Origin of the sequence: Streptomyces sp. NBC_00690 (assembly GCF_036226685.1) — a bacterium.
Classification (GTDB): domain Bacteria; phylum Actinomycetota; class Actinomycetes; order Streptomycetales; family Streptomycetaceae; genus Streptomyces.
The window spans coordinates 4395432-4410876 of the sequence record NZ_CP109009.1; the positions used below are offsets into that span (position 1 = coordinate 4395432).

A 15445-nucleotide genomic window follows, 5' to 3' on the forward strand; every position below is an offset into this window, starting at 1 on the left:
CATGGGCAGCACCGGTTCCCCCGTCACGGCGAGCGCCCGCCCGGGTGGTGCGGACCTCGATGCGAAGGCGTCGAAGGACAGCAGGCTCAGCACCCGCCGGCTGACGCTCTCCTACGACGACCGCACCGTCGTCGAAGGGCTCGACTTCGACGTTCCCGACGGTCGGGTCACCGTGATCGTCGGCCCCAACGCCTGCGGCAAGTCGACAACCCTGCGCGCGCTGGGCCGACTGCTCAAGCCCGCCGGCGGCTCGGTGCTCCTCGACGGTCGCGAACTGTCCCGCATCCCGAGCAGAAAGGTCGCCCAGGCGATCGGACTGCTCCCCCAGACGCCCGTCGCGCCGGAGTCCATCACCGTCGCGGATCTGGTCTCCCGCGGTCGCCAACCCCATCAGCACTGGTGGCAGCAGTGGTCCCAGGAGGACGAGCGAGCCGTCACCGATGCCATGGACCGCACATCGGTCACCGAACTGGCCGACCGGTCGGTGGACGAACTCTCCGGCGGCCAGCGCCAGCGGGTCTGGATCGCCATGGCCCTGGCCCAGGAGACGGAACTCCTGCTCCTGGACGAGCCGACGACCTTCCTGGACATCGCCCACCAGGTGGAGGTGCTGGATCTGGTGCGCCAACTCAACGACGAACGCGGGCGAACCGTCGTGGCCGTACTCCATGACCTCAACCAGGCCGCCCGCTACGCGGACCACCTCGTGGCGATGAAGGCAGGCCGGATCGTCGCCGAAGGACCCCCGTCCGACGTGGTCACCGCCGACCTCGTCCGGGAGGTCTTCGGCCTGGAGGCGGTTGTGGTGCCGGACCCGGTGACCGGCTCGCCCCTGGTGGTGCCGGGACCGCCGCGCCGTCGCAGCGCCCGAGCCGGTACGCAAACGGACCGAGACCTCGCCCCGGTTCCCGCCCCGGTGTCAGAGGCGCCTCCTCGATCCGATCGACCCCGGCATCCCGACGCCGGCTGACTCGCCGTCAGCCCTGCTGCTCCCTCGTCAACCCTCTGTCACCCGAACCGAAAGCAAGGCCATGATCAGCAACTCCCTTCGGCGCCGTCGCGCCGCCGCCCTGGCCACCGTGGTCGCGGGCGCCCTCGCCCTCACCGCCTGCGGCTCCGACTCCGACTCGGGCACCACCAAGGAGAAGAAGGACGCCAAGGCCGCGGAGAAGCGCACCCTGAAGACGGTCATGGGCGATGTGCAGGTCATTGCCGAGCCGCAGCGGGTCGTCGTTTTGGACACCGCGGAGCTCGACTCCGTCATGACCCTCGGGGTGAAGCCTGTCGGGACCACCCGTACGGACTCGGCCACCGGCTTCCCCGCCCACCTGCCCGCTGACCAGCTGAAGGACGTCAAGCTCGTCGGCGAGATGACGACCCCCAACCTGGAGGCCATCGCCGCGCTCAAGCCCGATCTGATCCTCACCAGCAAGCTCCGCCACGGTGACAAGTACGCCGAGTTGAAGAAGATCGCACCGACCGTGATGACGGAGAGCACCGGCCTGCCCTGGAAGGAGAACTTCCTGGTGCACGCGGAGGCGCTGAACAAGCAGGACGAGGCGAAGAAGACGGTGGCGGACTACACCGCCCACGTCGCCGAGGTCACCAAGGCGCTGGGCGGCAAGGAGAAGGCCGCCGCCACCGAGGTCAACATGGTTCGCTTCGTCGAGGGTGCGGACATCCGCATCTACGGCAAGGAGAACTACATCGGTACGGTTCTCGCCGATGTCGGTCTCGGTCGCCCGGCCGTCACCGACAAGGCCGAGGACGGCTTCATGCTCAATGTGAGCCCCGAGAAGATCAACATGGCCGATGCCGATGTCATCTTCCACTCCACGATCGGTGACCCGAAGAAGGCCAAGGCGACCGAGGTGCTCGGCGGGCCGGTCTGGAAGAACCTCGCAGCGGTGAAGGCCGGCAAGGTCTTCTCCGTCCAGGACGAGCTGTGGATCCAGGGCATCGGATACAGCGGCGCCGACAAGATCCTCGACGAACTCCAGGCCGCCCTCACCAAGTGACCTGTTCCGCTACGGGCCGAGGCCCCCGCACCTTCGGGTGCGGGGGCCTCGACATTCCTCGGAGCCGGGCGAGCGGCTGCGTCAGGGACGCTTCCACCAGGCCCGGGACATGTCCCGCAGCGTGTTGGTGCCACAGTGCACCTCACCGGCGCCCATGTGGTACGTGTACCAGTCATCGATGTACGCCGTCGTGAAGCCAGCCTTCGCATAGGCGGCGGAGACCGCCGTGCCGAAGATGTCCTTCCCGCCGATCACCGGCCCCCACTGCTTGGCCGACAGATAGCGGGAGTCGCTCAGGACCACGCCGTTGACCGCGCCCGGCACATAGGCCAGGTTCTGCCAGACCCCCGGCGCCGCCTTGGCCGCGGCCGACTGCTTGGCCTGCGGCCCCATCTTGGACTTGCTGAAGTAGTCGCCGCCGAGCCGCTGGAGCTTCCTGTCCCGCTGCCCCGCGGCGGTCGTGCCGTCCAGCGAGCCGCGGTAGTACAGGCCGGGCACCCGTACGACCTCGGCGTCAGTGACACCCGTCTCGGCCTTCAGCGTCCGCAGATTGGCCTCGATGCGCTCGCTGGCCAGCTTGTTGTCCGCCTGGAAGGTCTTGCTGGCGAGCACCTGTGCGATGGTCTCCGGGGGCGCGGGCGAACCGAACTTCCCGGGCACCGAGAACATCTTCTTCTTGCCGTGGCCATCGGCCTTGGCCTTCTTCAGCAGAGCCACCCCGGCCTGGGGGTCCGTGATGCCGATCCGCCAGCCGCGCGCCGTCTTCGCTGGCAGGAACTGCACGAACTCGTCCACGTGGCCGACCGCGAGCCAGGAGGTGTCGAGGAGCAGCGGCGACTGCATGCCCTGCGAGGCGAGGAAGGTCCGCATCGACTTCGCGGGCAGCGACTTGGAGTCGGGTCGGTGCCCCATGATGATCCGGCCGGCCGGGTACTCCTTGCCCTGGTGGGCGTAGGGCGGAACGGTCTCCAGGTTGCCCATGGAGTTCAGCGTCCATTCCTCGCTGCTCAGCGCGTCGGCGACCTGCACCACACCGACGTCCCTGCCGCGCAGCTTCTCGAACAGCTCGCGTCCGGCCTCCCGGTCCAGTTGGGCGGAGCGGATCAGCACCCGCATGGCGTGGGTCTTGCCGCCCGGGCCGGTCATGCTGACGTAGCCGGGCTCGACGAAGTCCTGTGCCCACGGGTCGCCGTACTTGGTGAACTTCTTCACCGGCTTGGTGATGCCCGCCGCCTTGACCTCGCGCTCCAGGTTCGCGACGAACTTGTGCTGCTCGGCAACCAGCTCCGGGTAGGTGACGTCCGGGCCGATCTTGGTGACCAGGACCTCCTGTGCCTTCTGGAGGTGATGGTGGGTCAGTACGGGCGCGGTCTTCAGCAGGACCTCGTCCGAAGCGGTGGTGGTGCCGTCGGTGATGCTCAGTCGGACGCGGACCTTGCCGTCCCACACCTTGGCGTCCCGCACCACGTCGGTCGCCTCGATGCCCAGCTCGACGCCGGAGCGAAGTTCCGCCGAAGTGAGCCGGTCGGACGGCTTGAAGTGCTGCCACTTCCCGCCACGGTTGACGAACAGCCTGGCCTTGCCCCCGCCCACGATCGTGACCGCGCCGGTGGCCTGACGGGAGACGTCAGGGGCCGGCACGGTCTTCAACCGGGCCAGGTCAGCGGCGTCGCTCGCGCCGTTCAGCACGGTGTCCGCCGCATCGTGGCAGGCGGCGAGCTGGGCGTCCGTCAGCGGCTTGCCCGCGGCGTTGCGGATCGGACAGCGCTTGGTGTCGTCGTCGATGTTGGGCAGCACCACCGCGCCCCGGTGGCGGGTCCAGCCGTCCTCGCCCGCGGTGTCGGTCGTTCCGGTGGTGTCGACGTTGCCGTCACGGTTGACGTCCGCTCGCAGATCCGTTTTCGGTGCGGCGGTCGGTGCAGCAACGGCCGGTATGACGGCCGTGCCGATGAGGACACCGGCAATACCGGTGACCGCTGCGGCAGTTCTCCAGCCTTGGATACCCAAGGGTTCCTCCTCGATCGCTTGCCTTTCGACCAGGAGGAGCTTGTGAGGAGTCGCAGGGTTGAGCCGGTTCCGACAGCTGTCCGAATTTCTGGCAACTGACTTGATAGCGCATGGCGAGTACAACCGGGGAATGACTTCCAATACCTCTGAAGAATGAGCAAAGCCGCACCCTGAGAATGACGCCGATAAATGCCGCGATCGGCTCTCCGGGTGGGCACGCATCGGTCGGGTCGGGTGCGCGCCCATCGGTCGGACGGACGGGGGCGGCACGGGATCGCTGGGATCGGGCTCGGTTCCTTCCGAGAACCCGTCGAATTCCAGAAGGCATTCCGGTCGTGGTCGGTGGTATTACCCCGAACCGGTCTAGTTCGGCCGTACGGAGCCGCTCACGGAGCCCATCGAGCTCAGGGGAGCGATGCGATCCCGGAAGGCAGTCAGGACTTCATGCGCTCGCTCCGGTTGCGTACCGCGCGGCCCTATGGCAGCGGTCCGGGGGATGACCGAAAGTGATCAGCTATGCCCCGGAGACAGGGCGCGATACGCGAGGACGGCCGTGCTCCGTGCCCCGGAGAGCCCTGGAGAGATGGCCTGGAGCCCTCATTCCCAGAGCGGTTCCGGCGATCGCAAGACAACTACTCTCGGTGCTTTCTGACGGTGGGTGCTTTCGGCTGACGCACGGTCATTCGCCGTTCTCGGCGGCCGTCCCCGGGCCTCGATTGAGCCGACCGGGTGGTGTTCATCAGAAGAACTGCGTAGCGGCTGCGTCGGTCCTTCGCAACTCGGGATGCGTACACATCATAAGGAAGGTAGTAGATCGCCCAACACGAAATATGGGAAGTGAGGGATCATGGCCGTCGTCAAGGTCAGAGATCTGTGGACCACCTTCATCACTGCATTCTTCGCGCTGCTCGCGTCGATCGGACTCACCAAGAAGCACGCCCCCGCCGCCGTACTGCCGACCGCCCGGCCGTCCGCGCTGCCGGTGCTCCCGCAGCAGGAGCGCCCCGACGACAGCGCCGCCGTTGTCGGCACCAGAACCAAAACCGAAGCCGCACGGGCACTGGTCCCGGCCCAGCGGAGGTGCTGGCGCCCGGCGGTGCGCGAACGGTCGCTCCCGCCGACCATCAAGCAGCGCATCAGAGCCGAAGCCCACGGCTCGTCCCCGTCGGTGCGCAAACTGCCCGTACTCGAAGCGGAGTCCGACGCAGCGACGACCTCCGGATCCCGGTTGGGTTCGCTGTTCGGCCTCGGTAGGGCCCGCTGGCTCAGCCGTGGTGCCGACGCCCGATCGGCCGTCGATGCGGGTGCCACCCCCCGCTCGACCTCCGCTGCCCCTGCCCCTGCCCCGGCCAGTGTCGGTGTCCACCCGGCGACTGGCGTCGGCGCTGATGCACCCCTGACGATCGATGCGACCTCGCCCGCCGAGCCGTCACCCGCCGTCGCGCCCGCTGCCCGCTGTGGCGACTGGCTCGACCAGAACGGCCACCGCGCCATGGACTCGACGCACGGGGGCACCCTTCGTCCGGATCGCGTCCGTGGCATCGACCAGTGCTCGGACCGTGCGTCCGTGCGCCGGGAGAGGGTCCTGGAGTTGGACCGGTTCCGTGCCCCGAACGCCGAGGCAGGCACCGACGAGGACGACCCGGGCACATCGAGCGTCTTGAAGGCAGCATGAGGCACCGGGAGAACTTCTGCCCTCCCGGCACCTCACACGGCGGTCAGCGTTCGTCCTGGCCCTTGGCCTCCGCCTCGTCCTGCTTCGCCTGGACCTCGGGATCCAGCGCCTCCGGGCTGCCGTCGACGGCAGCCAGCGGATCGCGCTCCGAGACCTCGGTCGCCGCGGGCGGCTCCACCAGCCAATCGGGATTGGCCTGCCGGTCCCACCACTTCCAGAGGGCGAAGGCGCCCCCTGCGACCACTCCGACGATCGCCAGCCCCTTGCCGAAGCGTGCAGCCTTCGAACGTCGCTCGTGCTTTCTGATCAGCCGATGAACTTCCTTCGCCGTCACCTGTCCGCGTAGCGCGGCCAGCGCGGCAGCGGAGCGAGATGCAGCCTCTTCCCGTACGGGACCTGCGGCTGCAACCGCGTGCTCGATGCGCGGCTTGGTGTATTCCGCCGCCTGACGAGCGGCCTTCCGGGTCTGCAGTGCGGCTCGGTGTGCAGCCTCGTCGACCTTCGGCGGCACATGCGGTGCGACGAGTGCGTCGTACTGAGTACGGGCCTGGTAGCGGGCCTGCTTCGCGGCCTTGTTGACCTTGGGTGCGATCCGTACGCGAGTTTCGTGTGCGTAGAGCGCAGCCTGGTCTTTGGCCGTTCCGGCGTATGGCGCCACCACTTCCGCGGCGTGCAGCACGCTCTCCCTCGCCGAATCGGTCGCGGCGCGCACGCTGTCCATGCGGGTCACGGGAATCCTCCTCCTCGGTGGCGTTCCTAGCCCTGGGGCAGTCCCCAGCGCGGCATTTCTCGCCTTTCCGCCTGTTCCGAAATCATGCCTGCTGACCGGCGTCCCGGCATGCGGGGCGGGCATCCGGGTCAATCCGGGCGGTGGAGCGATGTCTCCCACCCCTACCCGGGGACCTCGGTGCCCATCCGGGGTGCGCACATTTCCCTGCTGGGACGGGACGGCCCGGGCGTCGGCGGCTCGGGTGGCACGGACACCCCGGGACTTGGCCGAGCGCGTCCGCTTCGTGCGAGGATCGAGGCCGCATCGAGCTTCATCGACGAAGGACGTGACCGTGGCCGAGCAGCTTTTCGCCACCCTGAAGACCAACCACGGCGACATCGAGATCAGGCTCCTGCCGAACCACGCACCCAAGACGGTGAAAAACTTCGTCGAGCTCGCCAGCGGTACCCGTGAGTGGACGAATCCGACGACCGGCGAGAAGACGAAGACCCCGCTGTACGACGGCACCATCTTCCACCGCGTCATCCGGGACTTCATGATCCAGGGCGGAGATCCCCTGGGCAACGGCATGGGCGGCCCGGGCTACGAGTTCGCGGACGAGTTCCATCCGGAGCTGGTCTTCGACAAGCCGTACCTGCTGGCCATGGCGAACGCCGGCCCGGCGACGAACGGCTCGCAGTTCTTCATCACCGTGGTGCCCGCAGCCCTGCTGAACCGCAAGCACACCATCTTCGGTGAGGTCACCAATGCGGCCAGCAAGAAGGTCGTGGACCTGATCGCGACCACCGAGACCGATCCGCGCTCCGATCGCCCGACCAGCGATGCGGTGATCGAGTCCGTCGTCATCGACAAGCGCGGCTGAGCACCGCGACCCGGTCGGACGTGTTCCCGGTGATCTGGGGAACAATTCCGCCCCGCCCATCCGTCTGGATGGACGGGGCGGTGTGTTGCTTCGGGAGGATTGAGGGATCTCATGGACCAGGCGCCAGGCAGTCCGCAGCGGCCACAGGGCAGTCCGAGCCTGCCCACCTGCTACCGGCACCCGGACCGTGAGACGGGCATCAGCTGCACCCGCTGCGAGCGTCCCATCTGCCCGGACTGCATGATCAGCGCCTCGGTGGGGTTCCATTGCCCCGACTGTGTGCGCACCGGCTCCGGTACGGGACACGCGCCGGACGCCAATCGTCCGCGCACCATAGCGGGCGGCAGCATCGCCGAGGACTCGTTCTTGGTCACCAAGGTGCTGATCGGGATCAACGTCGCCGTCTTCGTGCTGGTGCTGGCCCTCGGCGAGCGCTTCCTCGCCGAGACCGAGCTGATCGGACTGGCCTTCAGCCCCCAGCTCGGTGAGGTCGTCGGTGTCGCGGACGGCCAGTGGTACCGCTTGATCACCGCGGTCTTCCTGCACCAGGAGCTCCCGCACATCCTCTTCAACATGCTGGGGCTGTGGTTCCTCGGCCGGATCGTGGAGCCGGCCCTCGGGCGGAGCCGGTTCATCGCCGTCTATCTGCTGTCCGGCCTGGGAGGAAGCGCCCTCGCCTATCTGCTGGCGGCTCCCAACCAGCCCTCGCTGGGTGCGTCCGGTGCCATCTTCGGTCTGATGGGTGCCTTCGCCGTCCTGGCGCGTCGCACGAACCTCGATATGCGGCCGGTCCTGATCATCCTGGCCGTGAGCCTGGTGCTGACCTTCACCCGGCCCGACATCTCCTGGGAGGGGCACATCGGCGGCCTGGTCGCGGGTGTCCTGATCACGCTCGGACTGGTCTACGCACCGAGGGATCGGCGCACCCTGGTCCAGCTGGCCACCTGTGCATCAGTGCTCTTGCTGCTCGTGGTGACCGTGGTCGGCAGGACCGCTGCGCTCATCTGATCCACCGGTTGTCCACAGTGTGTGCCCGATCCTGCGCAGGGGGTCGGGCAGGGCCGGCCGCTCGCCCGCGCAGATGTGTTTCCCCAGTAGGGACAAGGGTCCCGAGGCGTCACCAGGATGACCCAGTCGGTCACACGGCAGTCACACCGGCGTCAACACATTGAAGGTTATCCACAGATCGTCTGACCTTTTCCCCACTGTGGACAACTCTGTGGATAACTTGGGGGTAGAGCTCGACGACAAAGGGCCAACGGCACTGAGCGGCCACCGCACCACCCGCTTCAGGGCATGACGAAGAGGCCGCGGGCGGCTCAAGACGCACGACGCGGATACCTCACAGGTTCAGACGTTCGGACCTGTCGAGAAACCCGGCCGCCAAGGGCTGCCCAGCCGCCTAACGGGAGAAGACGCCCTGTGGACACGGCTCCGAGCGGAATCCGTCCGCGCGGACGTTCACGGGCCGCCGAGGGGCACTCCTTCGTGCCCGCCGGACGAGCGAAACGGCGCGAACACGCACAAGGGCGCTCGCGCAGGCATCAGCCCCGCTCACGCGTGTGCTCCCACCGTGACGCGACTTCCGTGGAGCTACTTCCACTGAGTGGAGACGCCGAAGCCCGCGGCGATGAAGCCGAAGCCCACGACGATGTTCCAGTTGTGGATGGACTCGATCGGCAGCCTGCTCTCGGTCACATAGAAAATGACGATCCAAGCGAGGCCGATCAGGAACAGCGCCAGCATGATCGGAGCAACCCAGCTCCGGTTCGTCAGCTTGATGCTGGTCGCCTGCTTCGTCGCCGTGGGCGGCGTGAACTCCGACTTCTTGCGGATACGTGACTTCGGCACGAGGGACTCTCCTGTCGATGCGCTGCGTGACCGCGCAGATAACTTTGGCTGGCGCCGGGGCTGGAGCGACGGGGATCACTGCCTCCCCCGGGCGTCCGTTAGCGTAGTGCTTCCGCGGCGCCTGAGGAGATAAGGGTACGTTGAGCAATTCTGCCGACTCCCGGCACGGGCCGGAAGACAGCCGGGCTGGTCATGGCCATGAGACGGTCCGCGCGCTGAAACGGCGCACGGGCCGGGTGCTGACCGCTGCCGTCTTCGCCCTGGCCGGAGTGATCTTCGTGACCAGCTTCAACACCGCCAAGGGCACCAATCTCCGCACCGACGATTCGCTGCTGAAGCTCTCCGATCTCATCCGCGAGCGCAGCGCCCGCAACGGCGACCTGGACGAGTCCACGGCCGCGCTGCGCCACGACGTCGACGGTCTCGCCGAGCGCCAGCACGATCTCACCGATGCCGAGGACAAGCGGCTCGGCGCCCTGGAGCGGGCCGCGGGGACCCAGAAGGTCGATGGCAGCGCACTGACCGTCACCTTGAACGACGCTCCCCCCGGTGCCCAGGCCGCGCCCGGATACCCCGAGCCGCAGGCCAACGACCTGGTCATCCACCAACAGGACCTGCAAGCCGTGGTGAACGCCCTATGGCAGGGCGGCGCGAAGGGCATCCAGGTCATGGACCAGCGATTGATCTCCACCAGCGCGGTGCGCTGCGTGGGCAACACCCTCATCCTCCAGGGCCGGGTCTACTCGCCGCCGTACAAGATCACGGCCGTCGGGGACCAGGACGGGCTACGCAAGGCGCTGGACGCGTCCCCTGCGCTCCAGAACTACCAGCTTTACGTGAAGGCGTACGGCCTCGGCTGGAAGGTCGACGAGCGCAAGGCGGTCACCCTGCCCGGCTACTCGGGCACCGTGGACCTCCACCACGCGAAGCTCGCGGAGTAGCAGCCGACGCCGCTCGGACGGAACGATTCTCCCGGCGGTGGGACGGGATTTCGAGCTCCGACCGACCCTGAACTGCGCCCCCGCCCTGGGCGCGGGACGAGCGCGCACCACCCAGACCGTGACGGACCGCTGGTCGCAAGCTTCGCGCAGCCGACCCACTGGCCCCTGCCGCCCTTTAGTCTGGAGCGGGCACCGAATGGAAAGGGACGGCATGTACGGCTGGATCTGGCGGCATCTGCCGGGCAATGCGTGGTTGCGGGCGCTTCTCTCGCTCGCGCTGGTCCTGATGGCCGTCTATGTGCTGTTCCAGTACGTCTTCCCCTGGGCGGAGCCGCTGCTTCCCTTCAACGATGTGACGGTCGACGGAGCGGGAGCGGCAGTGGACACGGCGGCAAGAGAGGGAGCGGCCCGGTGAGTGCACGCATTCTGGTCGTCGACAACTACGACAGCTTCGTCTTCAACCTCGTCCAGTACCTCTACCAACTCGGAGCCGAGTGCGAGGTCGTACGGAACGACGAGGTCGAGCTCGCACACGCCCAGGACGGCTTCGACGGCGTACTCCTGTCCCCCGGCCCCGGCGCCCCCGAGCAGGCGGGTGTCTGCATCGAGATGGTGCGCCACTGCGCCACCACCGGAGTGCCCGTGTTCGGGGTCTGTCTGGGGATGCAGTCGATGGCCGTGGCGTACGGAGGGGTCGTGGACCGTGCGCCCGAGTTGCTGCACGGCAAGACCTCCCTGGTCACCCATGGAGGCAAGGGCGTGTTCGCGGGGCTGCCCTCGCCGTTCATCGCGACCCGCTACCACTCGCTCGCCGCGGAGCCGAAGGAACTGCCCGCCGAGTTGGAGGTCACCGCACACACCGCCGACGGGATCATCATGGGGCTGCGCCACCGTGAACTGCCCGTCGAGGGAGTGCAGTTCCATCCGGAGTCGGTGCTCACCGAGCACGGCCATCTGATGCTCGCGAACTGGCTGGAACAGTGCGGCGACACAGGGGCGGTCGGCCGTTCGGCAGGGCTCGCGCCAGTGGTGGGCAAGGCCCTGGCGTGACCGCCCGGCGTCCCGGGGATGAGTACGACCCCCTGGCGGACCCGGAACCCCCCGTGGAGCCGTGGCCGCGGGGGCGGCCGGTCCACGGGTCGCAGCCGCCGGGGCGGGCGGAGTACGGACATCCGGGAGAGCCCTCCCCAGGGGCCAGGGCCTACACGGAGAACTACCAACAGGGTTGGTCCGACCGTCCGCAACCACCAACACGGCCGGCCGGACCCGGAGGGCGGCCCGGGCCCGCCGATGGACGAGCGGGCACGGGGCTGCCAGGATCGGCGCCGGCCGGCGGCCCTCGACCCCGGGGCGGACGGGCTCCGCAGGGCCATCGGCCGGTGGGACCGATGGACGCGACGACCGCCTTCCCCCGTACGCCCGGCGCCCGCCCGGTGTCCTCCGCGGAACCGGTCACGGCCCCCATGCCCGTCATCGACTTCAACGGCCCGGGTGGCGCACGGCCCGGTACGGCTGCCCCGGGGGCCGAACGCCCTCCAGGGCCCGGCCGCGCCGAGCGTAGGAGGGCCGCCAAGTCCCGCGGTCGCAAACGGGCCGCTCCGCCCCCGGGAGCGCCAGCCGCGAGCGCCTCCGCCTCCGGGCCTCCCGGTCGTCCCATGACCCGTGTCGAGGCCCGTCGTGCGGCACGAGAGGCGAAGGACAGCCCGGCCGTGATCGCCAGCCGGGCCATTGGGGAGCTGTTCATCACCTTCGGCGTGCTGATGCTGCTCTTCGTTACGTACCAGCTCTGGTGGACCAACATCCGAGCCGGTCAGGAAGTCGACCGCGAGACGAGCAAGATCCAGGACGCTTGGGCCGAGGGACGCAAACCCGATGCCTTCCAGCCGGGTCAGGGCTTCGCCATCATGCACATCCCCAAGCTGGACGTGGTCGTTCCGGTGGCGGCCGGCATCGACAAGGAGAAGGTGCTCGACCGGGGCATGGTCGGCCACTACAACGAGGGCGGGCTGAAGACGGCGCTGCCGTCGGCCCGTACGGGCAACTTCGCCGTCGCGGGCCACCGCAACACCCACGGTGAGCCGTTCCGCTACGTCAACCGGCTGAAGCCGGGCGATCCCATCGTGGTCGAGACGCAGGACGCCTACTACACCTACGAGATGGCGAGCATCCTGCCGCAGACGCCGCCGTCCAACGTCAGCGTGATCGGGCCCGTACCCCCGGGGTCCGGTTTCTCCGGACCTGGGCGATACATCACGCTCACCACATGTACACCGGAGTTCACGAGTACTTTCCGAATGATCGTATGGGGCAAGATGGTCGAGGAACGACCTCGCAGCAAGGGCAAGCCGGACGCGCTCGTAGGCTAGGGACTCCAGGTGTCCAGTCAGCCAGACGGGAAGAGAAGCAGTGTCACGTGCTCGCAGCCGGATCGCCGGTGTCGTCAGCGTATTCGGCGAACTGCTGATCACCGCGGGCGTGGTGCTGGGACTCTTCGTCGTCTACTCGCTGTGGTGGACCAACGTCCTCGCCGAGCGTGAGTCCTCCCGCCAGGGCAACGAGATCCGCGACGACTGGGCGAAGGGTCGTGGACCCGGCGACCTCGACACCAAGGGCGGCATAGGCTTCCTGCACGTTCCCGCCATGAAGAACGGTGAGGTGCTGGTCAAGAAGGGCACCGAATCCAAGGACCTGAACGACGGCACCGCCGGCTACTACACCAAGCCGATCAAGTCCGCGCTGCCGGCGGATACGAAGGGCAACTTCACTCTCGCCGCCCACCGGGACGGCCATGGGGCGAAGTTCCACAACATCCACAAGATGAAGGTCGGCGACCCGGTCGTCTTCGAGACCCGGGACACCTGGTACGTCTACAAGGTCTACAAGACGCTGCCGAAGACGTCGAAGTTCAATGTGGACGTGCTCCAGCCGGTGCCCAAGGAATCCGGGAAGACCAAGCCGGGCCGCTACATCACGCTCACCACCTGCACACCCGTCTTCACCTCGGACTTCCGGTACATCGTGTGGGGCGAACTGGTGCGTGAGGTCAAGGTCGACAACGACCGGACCCGGCCCGCTGAGCTGCGCTGAACGATCCGCGCCTCCTCCACCTGCCAGCCCTTGCCACCGCCCCCGGACCGTCGACCCGCCTGACGTCTGACCGTTCAGGGCAAGGGCACACGTCCGTCCGTCCGCCCCCTCGGGAGAAGAGCACCCCGATCGCATGGGCAACGGCGGCCCTGCGACGACGGAAGTCCCGACCCCCAGATGACAGGGGCCGGGACTTCGGCGCTACGGAGACCGTTCGATCGATGCGGTCCTGAGGTCTTCCGGTGGATCAGTCGCTGCGGCCGATGCCCCCGCCGACCAGTCCTTCGATGGCTCCCTCGCTGCCGCCGTTCCCATCGCCCCCGCCGCCCGCGGTCTTCAGGTTCACCCGCTGCTCGGGAGTGCCCTGGGCGCCGCCCTGCGGGTCCTGGGAGATGACGATCGCGTTGTCGTCGTCGGAGCCGTCGATGTCGCCGAGTTGGAAGCCCGACTGCTCCAGGATGACCTTGGCCTGGGCGAGCGTCTGGCCGAACAGGTTCGGCACCGGCGTGTTCTGCTGTGCGGGGCCCTTGGACACCTTCAGCGTCACGGTGCTGTTCGGGTCCGCCGTGGTGCCGCCGGGCGGATCCTGCTCCAGAACCTCGTCCTTCGGCTTGTCCGAGTCCACGTACTGCTCACGGACCTGGAACTTCAAGGTGGTGAGCTGCTGTCGAGCGCTCGCCAACTGGTTCCCCACCAGCGGAGGCACCGTCACCTGCGCCCTCTTGGAGACCGTGATGGTGACCGTGGACTTCTGCTCGGCCATGCTGTTGGCCGGGGGGTCCTGCTTGATGACCGTGCCGGGCTCCTGGTCGGACTCGACCCGCTTCACGTCGACCACGAAGCCCTTGCGCCCCAGCTGTTCCTCGGCGCTCTCCTGTGACTTCTCGGTCACGTCGGGCACCTCGACCTTGGGCGCACCCTCGGACAGGACGTACTGGACGGTCTCGCCCTGTTGCATCCGTCCACTGGCCGGGGTCTGGCTGCAGATGGTGTCCTTGGGCTGGTCACAGCGCTGAGAACCGGACTGGGCGATCTTGACGCGGGCATTGGTCGCGAGGCCCTGGGCCTCTTCCACCGTCTTGCCGACGAAGGTCGGCACCGCGATGTCCCCGACCTTCTTGTCGTCGTCGAAGATGAACCGGCCGATGAGCACCGCGCCGATGAGCACCAGGATGCCCGCCGCGACCAGCAGGATCGTCGACATGTTGGACTTCTTCTGCTGGCGGCGACGATCACCCCTGCGGTCGTCGTAGCTGCCGTAGCCGCCGTCGTCCGGGTTCATCGGAGGCAGCATCGATGTCTGGGCGGCGGCCGGGTCCTGGTGACGCATGGCCGTGGTGGCCTGGTCGTCGGAGCCGTAGCCGCCGTAGCCGACCGCGCCCAGGGAGGCGGTCGCGGCGACCGGCTGGCCGTCGAGGCACGCCTCGATGTCCGCGCGCATCTCATCGGCGGACTGGTACCGGTAGTCAGGATCCTTGACCAGGGCCTTCAAGACGATCGCGTCCATCTCGGGCGTGATCTCGGGGTCGAAGGAGCTGGGGGCCTGCGGCTCCTCGCGCACGTGCTGGTAGGCGACGGCCACCGGCGAGTCGCCGATGAACGGCGGACGCACGGTGAGCAGCTCATAGAGCAGGCAGCCCGTCGAGTACAAGTCGGAACGGGCGTCGACCTGTTCGCCCTTGGCCTGCTCGGGGGAGAGGTACTGGGCCGTTCCGATGACGGCCGAGGTCTGCGTCATCGTCATCCCGGCGTCGCCCATGGCGCGGGCGATGCCGAAGTCCATCACCTTCACCTGACCGGTGCGCGTCAGCATGACGTTCGCCGGCTTGATGTCCCGGTGCACGATGTTGTTGCGGTGGGAGTATTCGAGTGCCTGGAGGATGCCGATGGTCATCTCCAGCGTGCGCTCGGGCAGCAGCTTGCGTCCTGAGTGCAGCAACTCCCTGAGTGTGGAGCCGTCGACGTACTCCATCACGATGTAGGGGATGGAGACACCGTCGACGTAGTCCTCGCCGGTGTCGTAGACAGCGACGATCGCCGGGTGGTTGAGTGAGGCGGCCGACTGGGCCTCGCGGCGGAACCGGGCCTGGAAAGACGGATCGCGGGCGAGGTCCGCCCGCAGCGTCTTGACAGCGACGGTGCGGCCGAGCCGAGTGTCGTGGGCGAGGTAGACCTCGGCCATGCCACCACGGCCGAGCACCGAGCCCAGCTCGTACCGGCCGCCGAGGCGACGCGGCTCTTCCATAGCGGTGAACCTCTCCCTGAACCAGTTGT

At 68.0% G+C, this 15445-nt stretch carries 14 protein-coding genes; 10 read left to right on the plus strand and 4 right to left on the minus strand.

Going from position 1 to position 15445, the window contains the following annotated elements:
* Position 1 precedes the first annotated feature (1 nt).
* A complete protein-coding gene (locus OID54_RS19285) occupies positions 2–970 on the plus strand; it encodes an ABC transporter ATP-binding protein (RefSeq protein WP_329021266.1) in 969 nt (322 codons plus the stop codon).
* A 61-nt stretch (positions 971–1031) separates the two neighbouring features.
* On the plus strand, positions 1032–2018 hold the full coding sequence (locus tag OID54_RS19290) for an ABC transporter substrate-binding protein (protein ID WP_329021267.1): 987 nt from the start codon (positions 1032–1034) through the stop codon (positions 2016–2018).
* A gap of 81 nt (positions 2019–2099) precedes the next feature.
* Here the strand turns inward: OID54_RS19290 and OID54_RS19295 are convergent, their stop codons facing one another.
* Positions 2100–4025: a protein-arginine deiminase domain-containing protein gene (locus OID54_RS19295; RefSeq protein WP_443055627.1), complete on the minus strand. Its 1926-nt coding sequence runs from the start codon at positions 4023–4025 to the stop codon at positions 2100–2102.
* An 847-nt stretch (positions 4026–4872) separates the two neighbouring features.
* Between OID54_RS19295 and OID54_RS19300 the strand changes: the two genes are divergently transcribed.
* Entirely contained in the window at positions 4873–5700 is an 828-nt protein-coding gene (locus OID54_RS19300) for a DUF6344 domain-containing protein (protein WP_329021268.1), read from the plus strand.
* 43 nt (positions 5701–5743) lie between these two features.
* On the opposite strand, the gene OID54_RS19305 is transcribed toward OID54_RS19300, so the two are convergent.
* Positions 5744–6430 (minus strand): DUF5324 family protein, encoded by a 687-nt coding sequence (locus tag OID54_RS19305; protein WP_329021269.1) that lies wholly within the window; start codon positions 6428–6430, stop codon positions 5744–5746.
* Positions 6431–6761: 331 nt separating this feature from the next.
* Here OID54_RS19305 and OID54_RS19310 point away from each other — a divergent pair, with 331 nt between their 5' ends.
* Entirely contained in the window at positions 6762–7292 is a 531-nt protein-coding gene (locus OID54_RS19310) for a peptidylprolyl isomerase (protein ID WP_329021270.1), read from the plus strand.
* Positions 7293–7403: 111 nt separating this feature from the next.
* Positions 7404–8300, plus strand: a complete 897-nt coding sequence (locus tag OID54_RS19315) for a rhomboid family intramembrane serine protease (protein ID WP_329021271.1) — start codon at positions 7404–7406, stop codon at positions 8298–8300.
* A 585-nt stretch (positions 8301–8885) separates the two neighbouring features.
* Here OID54_RS19315 and crgA read toward each other — a convergent pair.
* Positions 8886–9143, minus strand: coding sequence for a cell division protein CrgA (gene crgA, locus OID54_RS19320; protein ID WP_329021272.1), 258 nt, complete (start codon positions 9141–9143; stop codon positions 8886–8888).
* A gap of 140 nt (positions 9144–9283) precedes the next feature.
* On the opposite strand from crgA, the gene OID54_RS19325 reads away from it, so the two are divergent.
* The 5 genes from OID54_RS19325 to OID54_RS19345 all read left to right on the plus strand — a co-directional run bounded on the left by OID54_RS19325 (position 9284) and on the right by OID54_RS19345 (position 13171).
* A complete protein-coding gene (locus OID54_RS19325) occupies positions 9284–10084 on the plus strand; it encodes a DUF881 domain-containing protein (protein ID WP_443055628.1) in 801 nt (266 codons plus the stop codon).
* Positions 10085–10280: 196 nt separating this feature from the next.
* Entirely contained in the window at positions 10281–10499 is a 219-nt protein-coding gene (locus OID54_RS19330) for a hypothetical protein (RefSeq protein ID WP_329021275.1), read from the plus strand.
* Positions 10496–11134 (plus strand): aminodeoxychorismate/anthranilate synthase component II, encoded by a 639-nt coding sequence (locus OID54_RS19335; RefSeq protein WP_329021277.1) that lies wholly within the window; start codon positions 10496–10498, stop codon positions 11132–11134. Before OID54_RS19330 ends, OID54_RS19335 begins: the two co-directional genes overlap by 4 nt.
* Positions 11131–12450: a class E sortase gene (locus OID54_RS19340; protein ID WP_443055629.1), complete on the plus strand. Its 1320-nt coding sequence runs from the start codon at positions 11131–11133 to the stop codon at positions 12448–12450. The genes OID54_RS19335 and OID54_RS19340 overlap by 4 nt, the downstream gene beginning before the upstream one ends.
* Positions 12451–12490: 40 nt before the next feature.
* Positions 12491–13171, plus strand: coding sequence for a class E sortase (locus OID54_RS19345; protein WP_329021279.1), 681 nt, complete (start codon positions 12491–12493; stop codon positions 13169–13171).
* A 247-nt stretch (positions 13172–13418) separates the two neighbouring features.
* On the opposite strand, the gene pknB is transcribed toward OID54_RS19345, so the two are convergent.
* Complete coding sequence (pknB, locus tag OID54_RS19350; RefSeq protein ID WP_329021280.1) at positions 13419–15416, minus strand: Stk1 family PASTA domain-containing Ser/Thr kinase; 1998 nt, start codon at positions 15414–15416, stop codon at positions 13419–13421.
* Between the last annotated feature and the right edge of the window lie 29 nt (positions 15417–15445).